Source organism: Pantoea sp. JK (assembly GCF_026130245.1).
GTDB lineage: Bacteria > Pseudomonadota > Gammaproteobacteria > Enterobacterales > Enterobacteriaceae > Pantoea > Pantoea trifolii.
This window is the reverse complement of record NZ_JAINFN010000006.1, coordinates 37,446-58,166: the sequence shown is the minus strand read 5'-3', so window position 1 is coordinate 58,166 and position 20,721 is coordinate 37,446. Positions and strand designations below refer to the sequence as shown.

Sequence of the window (20,721 nt, the reverse complement as noted above, 5' to 3'; positions counted from 1 at the left end):
GCACCCGAGCTGGCTAAATAATACCTGGAAGCAATGTGAGCAATGTCGTGCTTACCCGGTTGTCAGGAGACGTTTCCGAGCTCGCATGACAATAATAATCATTATCATTCGCGTCTGTAAAGTATTTTTGCGGATTATTTTGCGTTGACGAACGATGTGAATTCCTTGATGTTAAAGGGGATTTATTCCATTTTGCACAAGGAGCGCTCTATGAGTCAGATCGTCATTCGTCACGCCATTCCCGAAGATGCCGCCGCTTTAACGCGCATGTACAGCCAGCCTGAACCGCAGGCCAGCACGCTGCATCTGCCGTTTCAATCGCCAGCGCTGTGGCAGGAACGCCTCAGCAATCCGCGGCCGGGTGTGCAGATGCTAGTGGCGTGTATTGACAATCAGATTGCCGGGCAACTCACCCTTGAAGTGCTGTCAGTGGCGCGCCGTCGCCATGCGGCGACGTTTGGCATGGGCGTCGATTCTGCCTTTCATCGGCGCGGCGTCGGTAAAGCGCTGATGTCAGCGATGATCGATTTGTGCGACAACTGGCTGCAGGTGACGCGCATTGAGCTGACGGTGTTCGCCGATAATCATAAAGCGCTTGGCTTGTATCAGCAGTTTGGCTTTGAGATTGAAGGCACCGCGCGTCGACACGCAATGCGCGACGGCGAAATGGTGGATACGCATTACATGGCGCGCTTGAAAGGTTGATGTGAATGCACAGCTGCCTTGTAGGGTGCGCATTAATGCGCACCTGGAAACCAGGTCGCCGTGAATGGCGACCCTACAAGTGATTAATAACCTGCGCTCAAATCATCCACCGAGCGCGGATCCGATGCGCCATAGCGCGTGCCATCCGGCCCAATCATAATGCTTTGCGTACTGCCCATCGCCGGCATCACTTTCACATGCTGGCCTTTGGCTTCCAGCAGGCGCAGCGTATCCGGGCTGAAACCTTTCTCCACGCGCAGCTGATCCGGCAACCATTGATGATGGAAGCGCGGTGCGTTGGTCGCTTCCGCTACGTTCATACCAAAATCGATGCTGTTCACCACCATTTGTAGCACGGTGGTGATAATGCGGCTGCCGCCTGGGCTGCCGGTCACCAGCCAGGTTTTACCGTCTTTAGCCACGATGGTGGGCGACATCGATGACAGCGGGCGTTTGGCCGGTTGCACCGCATTCGCCTCACCGCCCACTAAGCCGTAGACATTGGGCGTGCCCGGTTTGGCCGAGAAATCATCCATTTCATTGTTCATCAAAATGCCGCTTTGCCCGGCGACAATGCCGCTACCGAAATAGGTATTCAGCGTGTAGGTCACTGCCACCGCGTTGCCATCTTTATCCACCACCGAGAAGTGCGTGGTTTGATTGCTTTCATACGGCGCCAGTTTGCCCGGTTTGATCTCGCTGGATGGACGCGCTTTATTGACGTCAATCTGCTGCGCCAGGGTTTTGGCGTAGGCTTTGCTGGTCAGCGCCTGCTGCGGCACTTTGACGAAGTCAGGATCGCCAAGATATTCCGAGCGGTCGGCATAAGCGTACTTTTCCGCTTCCGCCATCACCTGCATGGCATCGGCGCTGCCAAAGCCAAACTTCGCGAGGTCGAAGTTTTCCAGGATATTTAGGATCTGCACGATGTGAATCCCGCCGGACGATGGCGGCGGCATGGAGAACACTTCGTAGCCGCGATAGGTGCCGCTCACCGGTTTGCGTTCTACCGCGCGATAAGCCGCCAGATCTGGCTTGCCGATCAGGCCGCCGTGCTGTGCCATTTCACCGGCAATTTCATCAGCGATTTTGCCTTTATAGAACGCATCCGGACCTTGCTGGGCAATCAGCTGCAGGCTGTGTGCGAGGTTTTTCTGCACCAGACGTTCGCCCTTTTGGTACGGCTTACCGTCGGCTTTGTAGAAAATCGCACGGCTGTTGTCGTGATTGATCAGCGTCTCTTTGCCGTAGGTGGCGAGATCGTCGGCCAGCGCATCGTTCACCACGATGCCATCGCGCGCCAGTTTAATGGCGGGCGCCAGTAATTTGCTCAGCGGCAAGGTACCGTACTTCTGTGCCGCCAGCGCAAAACCGGCAACGGTGCCCGGCGTGCCTGAGGCTAAGTGAGAAGTGAGTGACAACTTACTATCAGCGTTGCCCTGCTTGTCGAGGAACATATCGCGTGATGCGCGCGCCGGTGCCATTTCGCGGAAGTCGATAGCGGTGGTACGTCCGGATGCGGTACGCAGCAGCATAAAGCCCCCGCCGCCGAGGTTACCGGCCTGCGGATGCGTCACCGCCAGCGCGAAACCCACCGCAACGGCCGCATCCACTGCGTTACCGCCCTGCTTAAGAATATCGACGCCAACTTCTGTCGCCATCGCGTCCACCGATGCCACCATGCCATGTTTGGCTTTTACCGGGTGAAAGGTATCGCTATCAACGCCATACGAAACCGGCGGCGCGTTGGCGGGCGCAGCTTGTGCGCCCTGCACCACGGTAAAACTCATCAATAATGCCCAGCCGAACTGCCGCACGTTGCCCTGTATCCTCATCTGCCACCATCCTTTTAAAGTTATTTATACCCTTCATACTTCAAGGTGCAGATGCGTTGGCTGCTCTCGTTCACCCGAATCACTTACTTATGTAAGCTCATCGGGACTCTCTCGTTTGCCGCCTTCCTGCGCCTTGAATTATTTTGGGTATCCATTTGTTATTTATTGATGCAAGTGTTTGCAAACACGGTAAAAAGCGTAGCAGTAAGCTAAATTCGGCGCACTCCTGGATCATAGGTTTGTGATATCGCATAAACTTATGGCTGCAGCGCGTGTTGCCGCATTGGCAGCATCAGCACACAGCAGGCTGCATGAATGGAGGAAGACCATGAACAAATGGCTAATTGTGATCGCAGCATTGCTGCCGTTAAGCAGCATGGCAAATACGTTGAACAGCACCAACGACCCGAACAAACCCGGCTATAACCCGAGCCAGCAGCGGATGCAGTCGCAGATGCAGAGTCAGCAGCAACAGCAGAAGCTCAAGTTGCAGCAGAGTCAGCAGCAGCAAAGTCAGGATGTACAGCGCAAGGTGCAGGAACAGCGGAATAGCGCCCAGCAGCGCGTGATTCAGTCGCAGCCGGGCCAGAATCAACAGCAGAACTAACGGAAGTCGGGCCCGATAATATCGATGCGATCGGTGCAGATGGCATCGACGCCCCAGCCTAACAGCTCGCGCGCCCGCGCGGGCTGATTCACGGTATACACCAGAATATGCAGACCGGCCGCTTTTAGCTGCGCGGTGCGTTCGGCGTCGAGTAATTTGTGGTTCAGGTGGATCGACACGCAATCCAGACGCGAAGTCAGCGCCTGCCAATCGTCGTGCCATTCATCCAGCAGCAAACCACGCGGCAGTTCAGGTGCCGCTTCCATTGCCGCCTCCAGCGCAGCGTAAGAGAACGAAGAGAGCAGCGGCGCGGTTTGTCCTTGCCACAGTTCGCGTGCGGCCAGCGCCACATTGCGTCCGGTTTCCACATCCTGCCCAGTGGTGGGTTTGATCTCGATATTCGCCATCATCTGATGCTGGCGGCAACGCTCGGCCACTTCGCTCAGCAGCGCCAGCGGTTCGCCTTCATACTCGCGGCTAAACCAGCCGCCGGCATCCAGCTGTGACAGCTTATGCCACGACAGCGCGCCCGCCACGCCCCAACCGTTGCTGGTGCGATCCAGCGTGTCGTCGTGCAGCAGGAAAATCTGCTTATCTTCCGACAGCTTGGCATCAAACTCAATCATGGTGTGACCGTGCTGCGCACCGACATCAATCGCCGCGAGGGTATTTTCCGGGGCCAGTTTGCCGCCGCCGCGATGCGCGACAATGTGCGGATAAGGCCAGTTGTGTTGACTCATTCCAGACGCTTTCCATAGGTTGAATCGAAGAAGTGTAACGCATCTGACGGCAGATGCAGCCACAAGGTGCTGCCCGCCTGCGGGCGCTCGCTGTGCGGCAAACGTACCACCATGCGTGCATTACCGATGCGGCCGTGCGCCAGATTATCCGCGCCCAGCATCTCCAGCGTCTCCACCACCAGCGGAATACCGCCCGCGTCGCGGCTGCTAAGCTTGATGTGCTCGGGACGAATGCCGAGCGTCAGCGGGCGATTGGCCCATTTGGCTTTGCTTTCACCCAGCAGCAAGCTGTTGAGCGCATCCAGCGTGAAACGCGTGCCGTCGCTGCTGATTTGTCCCGGCAGCAAATTCATGGCGGGCGCGCCGATAAACGAGGCCACGAATTGGCTGGCCGGACGCTCATACACTTCCACCGGCGTGCCCACCTGCTCCACCACGCCTTTGTTCATGACCATTACGCGTTGCGCCAGCGTCATCGCTTCCACCTGATCGTGCGTCACGTAGATGCTGGTGGTTTTCAGGCGACGATGCAGCTGTTGCAGCTCAAGGCGCATCTGCACGCGCAGTCGCGCATCCAGATTCGACAGCGGCTCATCAAACAGGAAGACCGCCGGTTCACGCACGATAGCGCGCCCCATCGCCACGCGCTGACGCTGTCCGCCCGACAGCTCGCGTGGACGGCGATGCAGCAGATGATCCAGCTCGAGGCTGCGTGCCGCTTCCATTACGCGTTGATCGATCTGCACTTTGCCCATGCCGCGAATTTTCAGGCCATACGCCATGTTTTCGCCCACCGTCATATGCGGATAGAGCGCGTAGTTCTGGAACACCATGGCGATGCCGCGATCTTTCGGTTCCATGTTGGTGACGCGTTTGTCGTCGATATAGATATCGCCCGACGAAACGCGCTCAAGGCCCGCCACCATGCGCAGCAGCGTCGATTTACCGCAGCCGGAAGGGCCGACCATCACCATAAATTCGCCATCGTTAATGGTGATATTCAGTGGCTGAATGATCTGATTTTTGCCGTCATACGATTTGGTCACGGTCTGAAGGGTTACGCCTGCCATTTATTTATCACTCTCTACCAGGCCACGCACAAACGCACGTTGCATCACGAGTACCACCACCACCGGTGGAATCAGGGTTAATAACATTGCCGCCATCACTTCATTCCACTGCGTCGGCCCGCCGCTACTGTTTATCATGCTTTTCACTCCGGCAACGGCGGTGCTGAGGCTGGCATCGTTGATGATCAGCAGCGGCCATAGATACTGGTTCCAGCCGTAGATGAAGGTGATCACGAAGAGCGCGGCGAGATTGGTTTTGGACAGCGGTAACACGATGTCCCAGAAGAAACGCATTGGGCTGGCACCGTCGATACGTGCCGCTTCAATCAGCTCGTCCGGCAGCGACATAAAGAACTGACGGAACAGGAAAGTGGCGGTAGCCGACGCCATCAGCGGCAGCGTTAAGCCGCTGTAGCTGTCGAGCATATTCAGCGTCGAGATCACTTCCACCGTCGGGAAAATACGCACTTCCACCGGCAGCATTAAGGTGATGAAAATCAGCCAGAAAAACAGCGAGCGCAGTGGGAAGCGGAACCACACCAGCGCGAAGGCGGAGAGCATCGAGACGCTGATTTTACCGATGGTGATGCCGAGCGCCATCAGCAGGCTGTTGAGCATCATCATGCCAAACGCCGGACCGCTGCCATTCACGCCGTGCGTCCAGATACGCGAGATGTTCTCCCACAAATGCGTGCCCGGCAGCAGCGTCATCGGCACCTGATACACCGCCTCGTTATCCAGCGTCGCCGCGACAAAAGCGATGTAGAGCGGGAACAGAATGGTCAGCACGCCCAACACCAGCAAGGTATGGCTGAAGATGTCCAGCCCGCGTCGATTCTCAATCATTGGTATTGCACCTTACGCTCGACAAAGCGGAATTGCAGGATAGTCAGGCCAATCACCAGCAGCATCAGCACCACCGATTGCGCGGCGGAGGAAGAGAGATCCAGCCCGGTGAAGCCTTCGCGATAGATTTTGTAGATCAGCGTGGTGGTGGCCTGCACCGGCCCGCCGCCGGTGGCGGCATCGATCACCGGAAAGGTATCGAAGAAGGCGTACACCAGATTGACCACCAGCAGGAAAAAGCTCACCGGCGTGATCAGCGGCAGGGACAAATTGAAGAAGCGACGCACCGGACCGGCGCCATCGATCGCCGCCGCTTCCACCAGCGATTTGGGAATCGACTGCAGCGCGGCGAAGAAAAACAGGAAGTTGTAGCTCATTTGCTGCCAGATCGACGCCAATACAATCAGGAACATCGCCTGACCGCTGTTTTGCGCGTAGTTCCAGTTGTAGCCCATTTGGTTCAGCAGATGGCTAAACAAACCGAGGCCCGGATTAAACAGGAACATCCACAACACCGCCGCCACCACTGGCGCGACCGCGTACGGCAGCAGCAGCAAGGTTTGGTAGAGCTTGCGCAGGCGAATTACGTAATCGACCAGCGCCGCCAGCAGCAGGGAGAAGGTCATGCCGCAAATCGTCACCAGCGCACTGAACTCAATGGTGGTCCAGAAGGAGGCCAGATAGTATTCGTCGCTGAACAGGCGCTTGAAGTTCGCCAGCCCAACGAAGGTGCTGGAGATGCCAAAAGGATCAATGCTTTGCAGTGAATACCACAAGGCTTCACCGGCTGGCCACAGGAAGAAGATGGCCGTTATCACCAGTTGCGGCAACAGCAGCAAATAGGGCAGAAAACGGGAGCAAAATACCGGGCGCGATGAGGACATAGCAGGCTCAATCAAAGAAGAAAATCGGGGCGAACGCCAGGCATCCGCCCCGAGATAACGGTGTTACTTCACTTGCTGCTCAAAACGGCGCAGCAGTTCGTTACCGCGTTTCACAGCGTTATCCAGCGCAGCTTGCGGCGCCTGTTTGCCTGTCCACACGCCTTCCAGCTCTTCGTCCACGATGGTACGAATCTGCGGCATGTTGCCCAGACGCATGCCTTTGGTGAACGGCAGCGGATCTTTGTTCAGCATCTGACGCGTGGCGATGTCCGCGCCTGGATTCTTGTCATAGAAGCCCTGTTGCTTAGTCAGCTCGTACGCGGCGGTGGTGATCGGCAGATAACCGGTTTTCTGGTGCCATTCGGCAGCGATTTCTGGCTGGGCGAGGAACTTCATGAATTCCGCCGCGCCTTTGTAGGTGTTGGCATCTTTGCCTTTCATCACCCACAGGCTCGCGCCGCCAATGATGGCGTTCTGCGGTGCGTTCGGTACGGTTTCATCGTACGGCATCATGCCCACGCCGAAGTTGAATTTGGCGTAGTGTTTGATGTCGGCCAGCGAACCGGAAGACGCGGTGGTGATGCCGCAATCGCCGTTATAGAACTTGGCGGTGGATTCATCTTTGCGACCGAAGTAGGTGAAATCACCCTTCTTGTTCATCGCTTCCAGCATTTCGATGTGGCGCACCTGCACCGGCTTGTTGAACTCCAGTACCGCATCGGTGCCGTCAAAGCCGTTGTTTTTGGTGGCGACCGGCAGCGCATGCCAGGCGCTGAAGTTTTCAATCTGAATCCAGCCCTGCCAGCCGCTGGCGTAACCACAGGTCAGGCCTGCTTTACGCAGCGCTTCTGCGTCTTTCGCCAGCTCCTGCCAGGTTTTTGGTGGCTGATCCGGGTTCAAACCGGCTTTCTTGAACGCGTCTTTGTTGTAGTACAGCACCGGCGTGGAACTGTTGAACGGCTGAGAGATCAGCTGGCCTTTGCTGTCGCTGTAGTAACCGGCAACGGCTGGCACGAACTGCTTCGGATCCATCTGCACGCCAGCGTCTTTAAACACCTGGTTGACCGGGACGATAGCTTTGGACGCCATCATGGTCGCCGTACCGACTTCATACACCTGCAGCAGCGCAGGCGCTTTACCGGCGCGCACCGCCGCGATACCCGCCGCTAAGCTCTGCTCGTAGTTGCCTTTGTAAGTCGGAACGATTTTGTAATCGGGATGAGCCTGGTTAAAACGTTGTGCCAGAGAATCAACTTCTTTGCCTAACTCGCCTTCCATTGAGTGCCAGAAAGGGATCTCAGTTGCAGCCAGCGCATTACCGCTGAGCGCCAGACCGAGTACGACACTCATCAGGCGGGGACGAAGCGTAAAAGCGGACATAAGGTTTTTCCTGTGCTGTTAAGTACGCGCGAATGCGCGCATTTTTTAGTTCGCGACGTAACATGACACGGGGAAATGACGGATTAATAACAGGTTTATGACGGCGGTGTGACAGATGGGTTGGGAGTGCTGGCTGGTACGTGCTGGCTGTTCTTTCGTACGTGCAGGCTGTCCCCCTCCTCGGTCCTCCCCCATTAATGGGGGAGGAAGATGCTGCCACATGTCAGTGTTGAAGCTGCATGTGGCAGCGTCTCCTTCCCCCGCTTGCGGGGGAAGGCCGGGATGGGGGACAGCGAGCACTAACTTACGCGCCTAAATAAGCACTCCGCACCGCTTCGTTGGACAGCAACGCTTCGCCGCTATCCTCCAGCACTACATGACCGTTTTCGAGCACATAACCCCGATCCGCCAGCTTCAGCGCCTGGTTGGCGTTCTGCTCGACGAGGAAGATGGTCATGCCCTCTTTACGCAACTGCTCAATGGTATCGAAGATCTGCTGGATGATAATCGGCGCCAAACCCAGCGACGGCTCATCCAGCAGCAGCAAGCGCGGCTGGCTCATCAACGCGCGACCAATCGCCAGCATCTGCTGCTCACCGCCGGACATGGTCCCCGCGCGCTGCGCTTTACGTTCTGCAAGGCGAGAGAACAGCTGATAAACGCGGTCGATACGCTCCAGATACTGCTGACGCGTGGCGAAGAAGCCGCCCATCGCCAGATTCTCTTCCACCGTCATGCGCGAAAACACGCGACGACCTTCCGGCACGATCGCAATCGCTTCACGCATGATTTTCGCGGTTTGCCAGTCGGTGATCTCTTTACCATCAAAGGTGATAGTGCCGCTGGTGGCGCGCGGTTCGCCGCACAAAGTGCCGAGCAGCGTGGTTTTACCCGCGCCGTTGGCACCGATCAGCGTGACGATCTCACCCTGATTGATGTGCAGATTAATGTTGTGCAGCGCCTGAATCGGACCGTAATGGGCGCTGACACTCTGCAAAGTTAAAATCGGGTTTGCCATGTTACGCCTCACCTAAATAAGCACGGATCACATCCGGATTGTTACGCACCTGTTCCGGCGTGCCGTTAGCCAGCGGCGTTCCCTGGTTCACCACGTAAATGCGGTCAGAAATGCCCATCACCAGCTTCATATCGTGTTCAATCAGCAGCACGGAAACCTTGTGCTCACCGCGCAGTTCGGCGATCAGCTCATCGAGCTCGTGCGTTTCACGCGGGTTAAGACCGGCCGCCGGTTCATCCAGCATCAGGATTTCCGGGCGCGTCACCATGCAGCGCGCAATCTCCAGACGACGCTGCTGACCATAAGCAAGGTTACCCGCCTGCCGGTTCGCCAAATCCAGCAGACCGATGCGGTCCAGCCAGGTGGCTGCGCGATCCAGTGCTTCGCTCTCACCGCGACGGAAAGCCGGGGTTTTGAACAGCCCAGAGAACACGCCGCTTTTCAGGTGCTGATGTTGTGCCACCAGCAGGTTTTCAATCACCGTCATTTCACGGAACAGACGTACGTGCTGGAAAGTCCGCACGATGCCCATGCGCGCGATTTTCTGCCCTGGCAAACCTTGCAGCTGCTGATCGCGCAGTTTGATGGTGCCGCCGGTCGGTTTGTAAAAACCGGTCAGGCAGTTGAACACCGTAGTTTTACCGGCACCGTTCGGGCCGATCAGTGAAACAATTTCCTGTGGATGCAGCTCAAGCGCCACATTGTTGACGGCTAACAGGCCGCCGAAGCGCATCATCAGGCCTTCAACGGCTAATAAAGGCTGACTCATGCCTGCTCTCCTTGTTTACTGCTTTTCAACTTCAGATGCGGACGCTTCATCGGCAGCAGACCTTGTGGGCGCCAGATCATCATCAGCACCATCAAACCGCCGAGCACCAGCATGCTGTATTCGTTCAAATCACGCATCAGCTCGCGCGATACCACCAACAGAATCGCCGCAAGGATCACCGCCAGCTGCGAGCCCATGCCGCCCAACACCACAATCGCCAGCACAAAGGCCGACTCGACGAAAGTGAAGGATTCCGGGCTGACGAAGCCCTGACGCGCCGCAAACAGCGTGCCTGCAAAACCGGCGAACACCGCGCTGATGGTAAATGCCGTCAGCTTGATGCGCGTCGGGCTCAGGCCGAGCGAACGGCAGGCGATCTCATCTTCGCGCAGCGCTTCCCATGCACGGCCCAACGGCATACGCAGCAAGCGGTTGATAACAAACAGCGTCAGCACCACCAGCAGCAGCGCCACCAGATAAAGGAAAATCACGCGGTCGCTGGGATCGTATTTCAGGCCAAAGAAGTCATGGAAAGTGCTCCAGCCGCCTTCGCTGACGCGGCGGCCAAACTCCAGACCAAACAGGCTTGGCTTGGGAATCTGCGCAATGCCGTTCGGACCGCCGGTGATCGCGGTGTTGTTCAGCAGCAGAATACGCACGATTTCACCGAAACCGAGCGTGACGATCGCCAGATAGTCACCGCGCAGGCGCAGCACCGGGAAGCCGAGCATCAGGCCAAACGCACCGGCGACTAAACCGGCCAGCGGCAGGCTTTCCCAGAAACCAAAGCCGTAATAGTGATTCAGCAAGGCGAAGGTGTACGCGCCGATGGCATAGAAACCGCCGTAGCCCAGCACCAGCAGACCAGATAAACCCACCACCACGTTCAGCCCAAGACCGAGCATCACATATATCAATGTCAGCGTGGCGATATCCACGCTGCCACGCGAGACCAGAAACGGCCAAATGACCGCGGCGGCAATCACCAGCGCCATCAACAGCTTCTGTTTTGGCGTCGATCCATCAAAGCCCGGCAGGACAAAACCTTTGCCGCTGCGCTTGAATTTACCCTGCACCAGCGGACGCAGCAGCTGGAAGACAAATACCACCGCACAACCAATGAAAATCCAGTTCCAGCGCACCGCGCCCGCGTTGGCGACCACCAGTTTGGTGCCGTCCAGATCGAGGCGCACGCCCATAAAGAAGGTGGCGAGAATCAGCAACATCACCGTGGAGATCACGGCGTTGACCAAACCGAGGCGTTTCATACTTTCTCCACCTCCGGACGGCCAAGAATCCCGGTTGGCATCACCAGCAGCACCACGATCAGCAGCGCGAAGGAGACCACATCTTTATATTCGGTCGAGAGATACGCTGAGGTCAGCGCTTCCGCAATACCCAGCACCAGGCCGCCAATCATCGCGCCAGGAATACTGCCGATGCCGCCCAATACTGCGGCAGTGAAGGCTTTCATCCCGGCCATAAAGCCGATGAACGGGTTAATCGAGCCGTAGAATTGACCGAGCAATACGCCCGCCACCGCCGCCATCGCCGCACCAATGATAAAGGTGAGAGAGATAACGCGGTCGGTATTGATGCCCAGCAGGCTGGCCATTTTCAGGTCTTCTGCGCAGGCGCGGCAGGCGCGGCCCATGCGCGAATAACGGATAAACAGCGTCAGCGCCAGCATCGACAGGAAGGTCACCACCCAAATCACCAGTTGCATGGTGGAGAGCGTGGCAGCAAAGCCGTTGCTCTCGCCCAGCGTCCACTGGCCGGTGATCAGGCTTGGCAGCGCGAGATCGCGCGAGCCTTGCGTCAGGCTGACGTAGTTCTGCAGGAAGATCGACATACCGATCGCGGAGATCAGCGCGATCAGGCGTTTGGACGATCGCACCGGCTTGTACGCCACGCGTTCGATGCTCCAGCCATAGGCGCTGGAGATGATCACCGCCATCACGAAACCGGCGGCGATCATCAGCCACGAGGTGTCGATGCCCATCATCATCAGGGCGGCAATCACGATAAAGGAGACATAGCTACCGATCATGTACACCTCGCCGTGGGCGAAGTTGATCATGCCGATAATGCCGTAAACCATGGTGTAACCGATGGCGATCAGCGCGTAGGTGCTCCCGAGGGTAACCCCGTTGAACATCTGCTGAATGAAATAGAGAAACTGCTCGGACATAGTGAGGACCTGCTCTGGAGCTAAATAATTCCCCCTCCCGCGCGCGGGAGAGGGAATTTGGGGGGATTACTTAACTGCGGTAGAAGAGCCGTCTTTGTGCCATTTGAAGACACCAAATTCGAAGCCCTTCAGATCGCCTTTCTCATCCCAGTTCAGGTTGCCCATCACGGTTGGAACGGCAGCACCTGCTTTCAGGTTCTTAGCAATCGCATCGGGCTCATCGCTCTTGCTGCGCTCGATACCGGCAACCAGCGACTGAATCGCCGCGTAGGTGGTCCAGACGAACGGACCGGTAGGATCTTTGCGGTTCGACGCGGTGTTGGCTTTAATCGCATCAACAATCGCTTTGTTCTCTGGCAGCTGGTCGTAGCGCTTCGGCAGCGTTACGAACAGGCCTTCAGACGCATCACCGGCGATGTTAGACAGAGAAGCGTTGCCCACGCCTTCCGGGCCCATGAAGCCGGCATTCAGGCCTGCGGATTTTGCCTGACGCAGAATCTGGCCCAGCTCCGGGTAGTAACCGCCGTAGTAAACGAAATCGACGTTCTCTTTCTTCAGGCGCGCAATCAGCGTGGAGAAGTCTTTATCACCGGCGGTGATACCTTCAAACAGCACCACGTTGCCGCCTTTGGCTTTCAGGGTTTTCTGCACGGATTCCGCCAGACCCTGACCATATTGCTGCTTGTCATGCACCACGGCGATGCGTTTTGGTTTGATGTGGTCGAGGATGTAGGTCGCCGCCGTTGGGCCCTGATCGGAATCCAGACCGGTAGTACGCAGCACGTCAGCATAGCCACGCGCAGTCAGTTCTGGCGCGGTCGCGGCTGGGGTGATCATCAGCACGCCTTCGTCGTTATAGATGTCTGAAGCAGGCTGAGTAGAGGAGGAGCACAGGTGGCCGATAACGTATTTAATGCCGTCGTTAACCACTTTGTTGGCAACCGCAACCGCTTGTTTCGGGTCACAGGCATCGTCATATTCCACGCCAACCAGTTTGTCACCGTTAACGCCGCCTTTGGCATTGATGTCCTTAATCGCTTGCGCGGCACCGGTAAACTGCATGTCACCGTACTGCGCGACCGGACCGGTTGATGCGCCGACGATGGCAATTTTAATGTCTTTTGCCAGCGCCGCATGGCTCATCGCCAGGGCAACGCAGCCCGCCAGTAATGCGCGTCCTTTACTCATTTTCATGCGAACTTCCCCATCTGTTGTGTCGTGTTTGTTGTGATTGTTTATTTTCTGCCAGTCAAAGAGGAAAACTCATTTTGCAATAATGGGTTAGCACGCTTTTCTGGCATTTATAGGTAATAAGGCTTTATTTTTCAGGTTATTAAACAGGAACTTTCTTCTGTAAATCAACTGACATATTCAGAATTGGCTGAGTGGATCAGCAGAATCGTCTGGTTGTTATGGCCGATTTTTCAGCAGGATACCAGCGCGTTATGCTGGCTTTTTTGGCTAACATTGATGGCTTACTCCACAATCATGGCAAACTGGCTGGCATTTGACCTATTTTCATCAGAAAAAAGTGACAGCGCTCTGACTGTCTAAATTCGCTACACTATCGCCTTTGCACTAGTACAGGTATTAGGTATGAAGCTGACAATCCAGCGCTTAGCATCGTTAACCGCTCAGGATCGTATCGATTTAGCTAAAGTCTGGCCGGAAATCGATATTGTGCAACTGGAAGCGCAACTCAGCGACACGCAGCGTCTGTATGCGGCGCGTTTTAATGACAGATTGCTGGCGGCGCTGCAGCTGACCCTCAGCGGCACGCAGGGGAAAATCACTCATTTCAACGTGCGTGAAGTCACGCGTCGACGCGGTGTGGGACAATACTTGCTGGAAGAGACGATGGCGCAGAACAGCGCGTTAGCCGATTGGTGGATTGCCGATGACGGCGATGCCGATCAGGGCGTGCGTGCGGCGTTTATGCAGGCTTGTGGTTTTCGTGCGCAGGCTGAGGGTTGGGTGCGCTGAAAGGATTTCGTGCGGTTGGTGAAACGGTGCGCATAAATGCGCACCCTACAAAACCCGCGCCGTTCGTAGGGTCGCCATTCATGGCGACCGATTCGCGCGCAATAAAAAGGGCGACTTAAAAGTCGCCCCATTTTTCCACCCGATCGTTATCAGGCTTCAATCGCCACTCGCAGTTTCTTCATGGCGTTCTTTTCCAACTGACGCACGCGCTCTGCAGAGACGCCGTATTTATCGGCCAGCTCCTGCAGCGTGGTTTTGTTGTCATCGTCCAGCCAACGGGCGCGGATAATATCCTGACTACGCTCGTCGAGGCTCAGCATCGCATCGCTCAGCTTATCAGCCGCATGTGCATCCCAGTTGTCCTCTTCGATGCCATCGGCAAAGTCAGAGGTTTTATCCTGCAGATACAGCACGGGCGCCATTGATTTGCCTTCGCCCGCTTCGTCATCAGACGACATGTCGAAAGTCATATCCTGCGCGGCCATGCGCGATTCCATTTCCAGCACGTCTTTGCTGCTCACGCCCAGCTCGCGTGCGACCATTTCCACTTCGTCCTGGTTGAACCAACCGAGACGCTGTTTGCTTTTACGCAGGTTAAAGAACAGCTTACGCTGAGCTTTGGTGGTCGCGACTTTCACAATACGCCAGTTACGCAGCACGTATTCGTGAATCTCTGCTTTAATCCAGTGCACGGCAAATGACACCAGACGCACGCCGACTTCAGGGTTGAAGCGACGCACCGCCTTCATCAGGCCGATGTTACCTTCCTGAATCAGGTCTGCCTGCGGCAAGCCGTAACCGGAGTAGTTACGAGCAATATGAACAACAAAGCGCAGGTGAGACAGGATCAGCGTCTTAGCTGCATCCAGATCGCCCTGGTAATGCAGCCGCTCAGCCAATGCTTTTTCCTCTTCTGCCGTCAGCACCGGCCAGTTGTTGGCAGCCCGGACGTAAGATTCCAGGTTACCCAGAGGAGCAATCGCTAAAGTTTGCATTTCTTTGGTCATTCAAACCCTCACAAATTCAATGGACTTGCCGCACGGTATTTTGCGCAGACGCTACATTATGTCAACGTCACGAGAAAACCAGAAGCAATCTGTGCTACTTGGACGACAAAGTTATCCACAAGTTCAATTATAGCAGTGAATATTTTACACACAGATGACGGCGGGGAAAATAGGAGGATTCCTCTGCTCCCAGGTCGTCGGCAGCAGAGGAAGAGTATATCAAAAAACGTTGCTTTTGGTTACTGCGGCGTAAAACGGCGTAAATGTTGTACCGTTGCTAGCCAGGCAGCAATCCAGCCGATGATGGCGGCGATCAACAATAACAGCAGCCCTTCATCCCAGGAAAAACCTTCCAGCACAAAGGTGGTACCGAATACTGTTGCCACTTGCGCCACCACCGATTGCAGGCGCAACACCAGCACTTCGGAGAGCAGCAGCGAGAGAACCGCGCCACCAAATCCTAACAGCGCACCGCCGTACAGGAAGGGACGCAGGATAAAGCCGTCGGTGGCACCAATCAACTTCTGCACGTTAATGGTATCGCGCCGCGCAAAGATGCTGAGCCGCACGCTGTTGCCGATCACCAGGAACACCGCGACCACCATCAGCAGGCCAATCATTGAGGCAATCTGCCCCACCAGCCCGGTTAAGGCCGCTAAACGCGCGAACCAGCTGTCATCCATGCGCACTTCATCAACGCCCTGCACTTTCGCGACGCGATCGCGCAGATTCGCCATGGTGTCCGAATTCTGGAAATTGAGTTTCGGCGTGATGATGGCCACCGCCGGCAGCGGATTCTGCTCCAGCATGTCCATCGAACCACCAAAACCAGACCAGTTACGGAACTCATTCAGTGCTTCTTCGCGAGTCAGGTAATTGACGTTATCCACGCCGTCGAGCTGCTTGAGCTGTGCAGTAACGTTCTCCGCCGCAGTGTCATCCAACGCTTTATCCAGATACACCGTTAACTGTGGCGCGGGATACCACTGCGTCGCCGCCTGGCTGACGTTCTTCCACACCATGTAGCACACGCTTGGCAGCGTCAGGGAAATGGCAATCACCATCACCGTCAGCAGCGTTGCCAGCGGCTGACGCCACATATCCGACAGCGTGCCGCGCAGCGCATAGCGCCACTGCTCCTGCCAGCCGCCTTTCAGCGCCTTGCTTTTAGAGGGCTGCTTCGCTTTCGGCGCAGGTGCGCGCTTGTTGCGTTTATTGACCATCGTGGCCTCCGTGCAGACGTCCCTGATTGAGCGTCATCACGCGATAATTCCGGCGTGCAATCAGCCCGACATCGTGCGTTGCCATTAATACCGTGACGCCAACGCGGTTGAACTCTTCAAACAGGCGCAGGATGTCTTCCGACAGCGCGTTGTCGAGGTTACCGGTAGGTTCATCCGCCAGCAGCACCGCAGGCTTGTTCACCACCGCGCGGGCAATGCCGACACGCTGTTGTTCACCGCCAGAGAGCTGAATCGGATAGCTTTTCGCTTTGTCGAGCAGGCCGACTTTATCCAGCGCGGCCGACACGCGCCGACGAATATCTTCGCCGCTGGCACCGGAAATAATCAGCGGGATCGCCACGTTGTCGTAGACCGAACGATCCATCAACAAATGGTGATCCTGGAAAATCATGCCGATCTGACGTCGCAGGAAAGGCACTTCGCTGTGACGCAGACGCGAAATATCGTGGCCGCTAAACCAGATCTGCCCGGCGCTCGGGCGCTCAATGCCACAAATCAGCTTCAGTAAGGTACTTTTCCCCGCACCGGAATGGCCGGTCAGGAACGCCATTTCGCCGGGACGCAGATGGAAATCCACTCCCTGCAGCGCCTGACGTCCTCCCAGGTAAGCTTTACTGACCTCTTCAAAGCGAATCATCCCAATCATTCCTCTCGGGCAAACAGTGCCTCAATAAAGTCTGCGGCCTTAAACGGCCGTAAATCCTCGATGCCTTCCCCAACACCGATATAACGAATCGGAATGCCGAACTGATCGGCAACCGAGAAGATCACGCCGCCTTTGGCGGTGCCATCCAGTTTCGTCAGGGTGATGCCGGTCAGGCCCACCGCTTCATGGAACAGTTTGGCCTGGCTGATGGCGTTTTGCCCGGTGCTGGCGTCGAGCGTCAGCATCACTTCATGCGGCGCATCTTCATCCAGCTTCTTCATCACGCGGGTAATTTTCTTCAGCTCTTCCATCAGGTGCGATTTGTTCTGCAGGCGACCGGCGGTATCGGCGATCAGCACATCCACATTGCGCGACTTGGCGGCCTGGATGGCGTCAAAAATCACTGAGGCAGAATCGGCGCCGGTATGCTGCGCCACCACAGGAATGTTGTTGCGCTGGCCCCAAACCTGCAGCTGCTCAACGGCCGCGGCACGGAAGGTATCACCCGCGGCCAGCATTACCGATTTGCCCTGCGCCTGATACTGACGCGCCAGCTTACCGATGGTGGTGGTTTTACCCACGCCGTTGACGCCCACCATCAGGATGACGAAGGGCGTTTTGCCACCCACTTCCAGCGGCTGATCCACTTTTTCCAAAATACCGGACATTTCAGCTTTCAGCAGGCCATACAGCGCTTCCGCATCGCGCAGCTGCTTGCGGTTGGCCTGTTGTGTCAGATTGGTGATGATGCGGCGCGTGGTTTCAACGCCAACGTCGGCAATCAGCAGCTGCTCTTCCAGCTCTTCAAACAGATCATCATCGATTTTCTTACCACGGAACAGGCTGATAAAGCCCGAACCGAGGTTTTCACGGGTTTTGACCAGGCTGCGTTTCAGACGGGCGAAAAAGCCCTCTTTGGTAGGACGTTCCTGCTCCTGCGCAATTATCGGCGCAGCGGCCAGCGGCAGATCGCTCACGGTATCCTGCGTAGCTTCGGCTAGCTCGGCATCTTCCGCATAGGTTTCCGCTAACGCCAGCGCTTCCAGTTCTTCATCGGTTAAAGGCGCTTCTTCATCCCGTTCTGGCTCATCAAGCGCCAGCTCTTCCCGCTGCGGCTCTTCTTCGATTGGTGCCACATCCGGCTGCGTTATCTCTTCCGGCAGCACGTCTTCAACGATGGCGGTAACCGGTTCAGGTTCCTGCGGCTCGATAACCGGCGCTTCAATCAGTTCCGCTTCAACCTGCTGCTGTTCCGCCACCTGTTCGGTGACGGCGACGGTTTCGACAGCCTGCGCTTCGGCACGATCGAGCGCACTCTCTTCAACGGCAGGCTCAGCGACCACCTCGGTGGTTTGCTGCTGCTCTTCAGCAGGTTGTTGCGTCTCTTCTTCTTTGCCAAAGCCTAACCAGGAAAAAAAGCCGCGTTTTTTCTCTTTTGCCATTGTGTGACCCTACTCCTCGATGGCTTATTCCCGGTAGCACGCTTGTTCCCAGGGGATAAAATATTCAATTTTAAGCGGGTGAGCGGCGTAAAAATCAGGTAATTACGCGCACTATACCAACTCAGTAGTCTAACACTTTCCAGCCAGCGCACCACAGCACCCTTTTTTAACGTTTCTTCTGCCCGCTACGCCCGTTAAACTACGCAACAAATTATGACGAGTTGTGAGCAAAATGAGTAAAGCCCCCCGTAGCAGCAGCGCTGGCCAGATCCGCATCATTGGCGGTCAGTGGCGCGGCCGTAAATTACCGGTACCAGATAGCGCAGGTTTGCGCCCCACCACCGATCGCGTACGTGAAACCCTGTTCAATTGGCTGGCACCGGATATTCAGGAAGCGCGCTGCCTCGATTGTTTCGCCGGCAGCGGCGCGTTAGGGCTGGAAGCGCTGTCTCGTTATGCGGCTTCAGCCACGCTGTTGGAGCTGGAGCGTGCTGTGGCGCAACAACTGTCACAGAACCTGCAAACGCTGCGCGCCTCGCAGGCCAAGGTGGTGCAAACCAATACGCTGCAGTGGCTGAGCCAGCCGGGCGAGCCGTTTGATGTGGTGTTTGTCGATCCGCCGTTCCGTAAAGGGTTGTTACAGGAAACGTTGACGCTGCTGGAGAAAAATGGCTGGTTAGCGGCTGAAGCGCTGATTTATGTCGAGAGCGAAGTGGAAAACGGCACGCCCGTAGCACCCGCGAATTGGGATTTGTATCGCGAAAAGATTGCCGGTCAGGTGGCTTATCGCCTTTATCAACGTCAACAGGAGACGCACGATGTGGCTTAATGTGGGACGTTTGCTGATGATTTGCGTCTGGGCCTTTTTACTGCTCAATCTGGTGCACCCTTTCCCGACGCCGCTGCGCTATTTCGTGCACGTGGCGCTGTTCTTTATGGTGATTATGCACGGCCTGCAACTGGTGTTGCTGCGCGCGACCCAGTCGAAAGACGCCCCGAAACTGAGCGGCGTAACCCAGGCGAAGATCTTCTTCTTTGGCGTGTTTGAACTGTTGGCGTGGCAGAAAAAGCATTATCCGAAGATATAGTTTCGTGCGGTTTGTGGCCAGGTCGCCATGATTGTGCGGCTTATAGCGAGGTCGCCATGAATGGCGACCCTACGGGACCGGGGTAAAACTTACGAAACGCGTGCCCTTCATCTTCAACTCGCCCTTCGCGCCCTTATCGATCTGGTGATATTCGTTCGCGTTCACCGTCACTTTAATATCGCTGGCACCGTTCAGCGGATGGAACCGGGCTTCATACTTCATCTCTTCCGCCACAATCTCTTCACGCTGACGTGAACGGCGATTGGGTGACGGAAATTCGCGTTTAGTTTTCACTTCCACGCTCAGCGAGCGCACCGGCGAAGCATCGTTCACCGCCGTTTCGCGGCGCTGTTTAATAAACTGACGGGTCGCCAAAACGGCAATAATCGCCAGTACGATGAAAAAGATTAGCGGTGGTTTGCTCATGATTTATCTCGTGCTTTGCGTTAATTCGGAACGGGTAAAGACGACAAAGCATACAACCAGAGTCGGCTGATTGTCACATTCGGCGGCGGTAACTTACACTGAGAAGGTGATTTTGGGAAAATTCATCAAACTGGCGGACATTTCGTCCAGAAAAGGGAGAAAAAATGCTTTGGTCTTTCCTTGCCGTACTTTTTTCCGGCTGGCTCTACGTCGATGCTTCATACCGCGGTCCGCAATGGCAACGCTGGCTATTTAAACCTGTCACCTTGCTGTTGCTCGTTGCCTGGGCGTGGCAAGCTCCAACCTTCAACACCACCGATTATTTGATTCTGGCCGGTCTGGTCGCCACGCTGGTGGGTGACGCGTTAATGCTGTTGCCGCGTCAGCAGATGCTCTATGCGCTGGGCGCGTTCTTCCTGTCGCATCTGCTGTACACCATCAGTTTTGCTGCGCACATGACCATGAGTTTCTTCTGGCCGATTCCTCTCACCTTCCTGATTATTGGTGTGATTGTTATCGGGATTCTGTGGACCAAGCTGGAAGATCTGCGCTGGCCGATCTGCACCTTGATCGGCATGACGCTGGTGATGAACTGGATGGCGGCGGAGAACTACTTCTTCCGTCCAACTGACTTCAGCTTCTCGCTGCTGGTGGGTGCCGCGTTGCTGCTGTTAGCCAATATAGTCTGGTTTATCTCGCATTATCGCCGCCGTTTCAGCGCCGATAGCGCCATCGTCGCCGCCTGCTACTTTGCCGGTCACTTCATGATTGTGCGTTCACTGTGGCTCTACTGAAGATAACCTCACCTTCCGCTTGACTCTGGAGTCCACTCCAGAGTGT

The 20,721-nt window shown here is 56.1% G+C and carries 22 protein-coding genes; 6 read left to right on the top strand and 16 right to left on the bottom strand.

Going from position 1 to position 20,721, the window contains the following annotated elements; translation table 11 throughout:
- The first annotated feature begins 210 nt into the window (after window positions 1–210).
- On the top strand, window positions 211–705 hold the full coding sequence (locus PanJK_RS14345) for a GNAT family N-acetyltransferase (RefSeq protein ID WP_265300617.1): 495 nt from the start codon (window positions 211–213) through the stop codon (window positions 703–705).
- 83 nt (window positions 706–788) lie between these two features.
- On the opposite strand, the gene ggt is transcribed toward PanJK_RS14345, so the two are convergent.
- On the bottom strand, window positions 789–2,540 hold the full coding sequence (gene ggt, locus PanJK_RS14340) for a gamma-glutamyltransferase (protein WP_061718397.1): 1,752 nt from the start codon (window positions 2,538–2,540) through the stop codon (window positions 789–791).
- A gap of 328 nt (window positions 2,541–2,868) precedes the next feature.
- Here ggt and PanJK_RS14335 point away from each other — a divergent pair, with 328 nt between their 5' ends.
- The gene (locus PanJK_RS14335) at window positions 2,869–3,147 is read left to right on the top strand and encodes a DUF2756 domain-containing protein (protein WP_265300615.1); all 279 of its coding nucleotides are present in this window, start codon (window positions 2,869–2,871) and stop codon (window positions 3,145–3,147) included.
- On the opposite strand, the gene ugpQ is transcribed toward PanJK_RS14335, so the two are convergent.
- From ugpQ to PanJK_RS14285, 10 genes are all read right to left on the bottom strand, one after another.
- On the bottom strand, window positions 3,144–3,887 hold the full coding sequence (gene ugpQ, locus PanJK_RS14330; protein ID WP_265300614.1) for a glycerophosphodiester phosphodiesterase: 744 nt from the start codon (window positions 3,885–3,887) through the stop codon (window positions 3,144–3,146). The genes PanJK_RS14335 and ugpQ overlap by 4 nt on opposite strands.
- Entirely contained in the window at window positions 3,884–4,957 is a 1,074-nt protein-coding gene (locus PanJK_RS14325; protein WP_008109908.1) for a sn-glycerol-3-phosphate import ATP-binding protein UgpC, read from the bottom strand. The genes ugpQ and PanJK_RS14325 overlap by 4 nt, the downstream gene beginning before the upstream one ends.
- Window positions 4,958–5,803, bottom strand: a complete 846-nt coding sequence (ugpE, locus tag PanJK_RS14320; RefSeq protein WP_008109907.1) for a sn-glycerol-3-phosphate ABC transporter permease UgpE — start codon at window positions 5,801–5,803, stop codon at window positions 4,958–4,960.
- The gene (ugpA, locus tag PanJK_RS14315) at window positions 5,800–6,687 is read right to left on the bottom strand and encodes a sn-glycerol-3-phosphate ABC transporter permease UgpA (RefSeq protein WP_265300611.1); all 888 of its coding nucleotides are present in this window, start codon (window positions 6,685–6,687) and stop codon (window positions 5,800–5,802) included. Before ugpA ends, ugpE begins: the two co-directional genes overlap by 4 nt.
- 63 nt (window positions 6,688–6,750) lie before the next feature.
- Window positions 6,751–8,067, bottom strand: a complete 1,317-nt coding sequence (gene ugpB, locus PanJK_RS14310) for a sn-glycerol-3-phosphate ABC transporter substrate-binding protein UgpB (RefSeq protein WP_256698130.1) — start codon at window positions 8,065–8,067, stop codon at window positions 6,751–6,753.
- Window positions 8,068–8,371: 304 nt separating this feature from the next.
- Entirely contained in the window at window positions 8,372–9,085 is a 714-nt protein-coding gene (gene livF, locus PanJK_RS14305) for a high-affinity branched-chain amino acid ABC transporter ATP-binding protein LivF (RefSeq protein ID WP_256698129.1), read from the bottom strand.
- Window position 9,086: 1 nt separating this feature from the next.
- Window positions 9,087–9,854, bottom strand: coding sequence for a high-affinity branched-chain amino acid ABC transporter ATP-binding protein LivG (livG, locus tag PanJK_RS14300; RefSeq protein ID WP_008109900.1), 768 nt, complete (start codon window positions 9,852–9,854; stop codon window positions 9,087–9,089).
- On the bottom strand, window positions 9,851–11,122 hold the full coding sequence (locus tag PanJK_RS14295; RefSeq protein WP_008109899.1) for a high-affinity branched-chain amino acid ABC transporter permease LivM: 1,272 nt from the start codon (window positions 11,120–11,122) through the stop codon (window positions 9,851–9,853). Before PanJK_RS14295 ends, livG begins: the two co-directional genes overlap by 4 nt.
- Window positions 11,119–12,045 (bottom strand): high-affinity branched-chain amino acid ABC transporter permease LivH, encoded by a 927-nt coding sequence (livH, locus tag PanJK_RS14290; RefSeq protein ID WP_008109897.1) that lies wholly within the window; start codon window positions 12,043–12,045, stop codon window positions 11,119–11,121. The genes PanJK_RS14295 and livH overlap by 4 nt, the downstream gene beginning before the upstream one ends.
- Window positions 12,046–12,111: 66 nt before the next feature.
- Window positions 12,112–13,239, bottom strand: coding sequence for a branched-chain amino acid ABC transporter substrate-binding protein (locus PanJK_RS14285; protein WP_008109896.1), 1,128 nt, complete (start codon window positions 13,237–13,239; stop codon window positions 12,112–12,114).
- Window positions 13,240–13,641: 402 nt separating this feature from the next.
- On the opposite strand from PanJK_RS14285, the gene panM reads away from it, so the two are divergent.
- The gene (gene panM, locus PanJK_RS14280) at window positions 13,642–14,028 is read left to right on the top strand and encodes an aspartate 1-decarboxylase autocleavage activator PanM (RefSeq protein WP_256698128.1); all 387 of its coding nucleotides are present in this window, start codon (window positions 13,642–13,644) and stop codon (window positions 14,026–14,028) included.
- A gap of 149 nt (window positions 14,029–14,177) precedes the next feature.
- On the opposite strand, the gene rpoH is transcribed toward panM, so the two are convergent.
- The 4 genes from rpoH to ftsY form a co-directional block, all read right to left on the bottom strand.
- Complete coding sequence (gene rpoH, locus PanJK_RS14275; RefSeq protein ID WP_008109892.1) at window positions 14,178–15,035, bottom strand: RNA polymerase sigma factor RpoH; 858 nt, start codon at window positions 15,033–15,035, stop codon at window positions 14,178–14,180.
- Between the two features lie 239 nt (window positions 15,036–15,274).
- On the bottom strand, window positions 15,275–16,258 hold the full coding sequence (gene ftsX, locus PanJK_RS14270) for a permease-like cell division protein FtsX (RefSeq protein WP_008109891.1): 984 nt from the start codon (window positions 16,256–16,258) through the stop codon (window positions 15,275–15,277).
- Window positions 16,248–16,916 (bottom strand): cell division ATP-binding protein FtsE, encoded by a 669-nt coding sequence (ftsE, locus tag PanJK_RS14265; RefSeq protein ID WP_008109888.1) that lies wholly within the window; start codon window positions 16,914–16,916, stop codon window positions 16,248–16,250. The genes ftsX and ftsE overlap by 11 nt, the downstream gene beginning before the upstream one ends.
- A gap of 5 nt (window positions 16,917–16,921) precedes the next feature.
- Window positions 16,922–18,367, bottom strand: a complete 1,446-nt coding sequence (gene ftsY / locus PanJK_RS14260) for a signal recognition particle-docking protein FtsY (protein ID WP_256698127.1) — start codon at window positions 18,365–18,367, stop codon at window positions 16,922–16,924.
- Window positions 18,368–18,599: 232 nt separating this feature from the next.
- On the opposite strand from ftsY, the gene rsmD reads away from it, so the two are divergent.
- The gene (gene rsmD / locus PanJK_RS14255; RefSeq protein WP_256698126.1) at window positions 18,600–19,196 is read left to right on the top strand and encodes a 16S rRNA (guanine(966)-N(2))-methyltransferase; all 597 of its coding nucleotides are present in this window, start codon (window positions 18,600–18,602) and stop codon (window positions 19,194–19,196) included.
- Entirely contained in the window at window positions 19,186–19,455 is a 270-nt protein-coding gene (locus PanJK_RS14250) for a DUF1145 family protein (protein ID WP_265300602.1), read from the top strand. The genes rsmD and PanJK_RS14250 overlap by 11 nt, the downstream gene beginning before the upstream one ends.
- Window positions 19,456–19,524: 69 nt before the next feature.
- Here PanJK_RS14250 and PanJK_RS14245 read toward each other — a convergent pair whose 3' ends face one another.
- Complete coding sequence (locus tag PanJK_RS14245) at window positions 19,525–19,881, bottom strand: DUF2500 domain-containing protein (protein WP_265300600.1); 357 nt, start codon at window positions 19,879–19,881, stop codon at window positions 19,525–19,527.
- Between the two features lie 164 nt (window positions 19,882–20,045).
- On the opposite strand from PanJK_RS14245, the gene PanJK_RS14240 reads away from it, so the two are divergent.
- A complete protein-coding gene (locus tag PanJK_RS14240; RefSeq protein WP_256698123.1) occupies window positions 20,046–20,675 on the top strand; it encodes a lysoplasmalogenase in 630 nt (209 codons plus the stop codon).
- Window positions 20,676–20,721 lie beyond the last annotated feature (46 nt).

What these genes read in the sequence shown, in the direction of transcription:
- ugpQ (WP_265300614.1), bottom strand. Translation starts at nt 3,887, where the DNA reads ATGAGTCAACACAACTGGCCTTATCCGCACATTGTCGCGCATCGCGGC.
- PanJK_RS14250 (WP_265300602.1), top strand. Translation starts at nt 19,186, where the DNA reads ATGTGGCTTAATGTGGGACGTTTGCTGATGATTTGCGTCTGGGCCTTT.
- ftsY (WP_256698127.1), bottom strand. Translation starts at nt 18,367, where the DNA reads ATGGCAAAAGAGAAAAAACGCGGCTTTTTTTCCTGGTTAGGCTTTGGC.
- ugpB (WP_256698130.1), bottom strand. Translation starts at nt 8,067, where the DNA reads ATGTCCGCTTTTACGCTTCGTCCCCGCCTGATGAGTGTCGTACTCGGT.
- PanJK_RS14325 (WP_008109908.1), bottom strand. Translation starts at nt 4,957, where the DNA reads ATGGCAGGCGTAACCCTTCAGACCGTGACCAAATCGTATGACGGCAAA.
- rsmD (WP_256698126.1), top strand. Translation starts at nt 18,600, where the DNA reads ATGAGTAAAGCCCCCCGTAGCAGCAGCGCTGGCCAGATCCGCATCATT.
- livF (WP_256698129.1), bottom strand. Translation starts at nt 9,085, where the DNA reads ATGGCAAACCCGATTTTAACTTTGCAGAGTGTCAGCGCCCATTACGGT.
- livH (WP_008109897.1), bottom strand. Translation starts at nt 12,045, where the DNA reads ATGTCCGAGCAGTTTCTCTATTTCATTCAGCAGATGTTCAACGGGGTT.
- ftsE (WP_008109888.1), bottom strand. Translation starts at nt 16,916, where the DNA reads ATGATTCGCTTTGAAGAGGTCAGTAAAGCTTACCTGGGAGGACGTCAG.
- ggt (WP_061718397.1), bottom strand. Translation starts at nt 2,540, where the DNA reads ATGAGGATACAGGGCAACGTGCGGCAGTTCGGCTGGGCATTATTGATG.
- ugpE (WP_008109907.1), bottom strand. Translation starts at nt 5,803, where the DNA reads ATGATTGAGAATCGACGCGGGCTGGACATCTTCAGCCATACCTTGCTG.
- PanJK_RS14240 (WP_256698123.1), top strand. Translation starts at nt 20,046, where the DNA reads ATGCTTTGGTCTTTCCTTGCCGTACTTTTTTCCGGCTGGCTCTACGTC.
- PanJK_RS14245 (WP_265300600.1), bottom strand. Translation starts at nt 19,881, where the DNA reads ATGAGCAAACCACCGCTAATCTTTTTCATCGTACTGGCGATTATTGCC.
- PanJK_RS14345 (WP_265300617.1), top strand. Translation starts at nt 211, where the DNA reads ATGAGTCAGATCGTCATTCGTCACGCCATTCCCGAAGATGCCGCCGCT.
- PanJK_RS14295 (WP_008109899.1), bottom strand. Translation starts at nt 11,122, where the DNA reads ATGAAACGCCTCGGTTTGGTCAACGCCGTGATCTCCACGGTGATGTTG.
- ftsX (WP_008109891.1), bottom strand. Translation starts at nt 16,258, where the DNA reads ATGGTCAATAAACGCAACAAGCGCGCACCTGCGCCGAAAGCGAAGCAG.
- PanJK_RS14285 (WP_008109896.1), bottom strand. Translation starts at nt 13,239, where the DNA reads ATGAAAATGAGTAAAGGACGCGCATTACTGGCGGGCTGCGTTGCCCTG.
- livG (WP_008109900.1), bottom strand. Translation starts at nt 9,854, where the DNA reads ATGAGTCAGCCTTTATTAGCCGTTGAAGGCCTGATGATGCGCTTCGGC.
- rpoH (WP_008109892.1), bottom strand. Translation starts at nt 15,035, where the DNA reads ATGACCAAAGAAATGCAAACTTTAGCGATTGCTCCTCTGGGTAACCTG.
- ugpA (WP_265300611.1), bottom strand. Translation starts at nt 6,687, where the DNA reads ATGTCCTCATCGCGCCCGGTATTTTGCTCCCGTTTTCTGCCCTATTTG.
- panM (WP_256698128.1), top strand. Translation starts at nt 13,642, where the DNA reads ATGAAGCTGACAATCCAGCGCTTAGCATCGTTAACCGCTCAGGATCGT.
- PanJK_RS14335 (WP_265300615.1), top strand. Translation starts at nt 2,869, where the DNA reads ATGAACAAATGGCTAATTGTGATCGCAGCATTGCTGCCGTTAAGCAGC.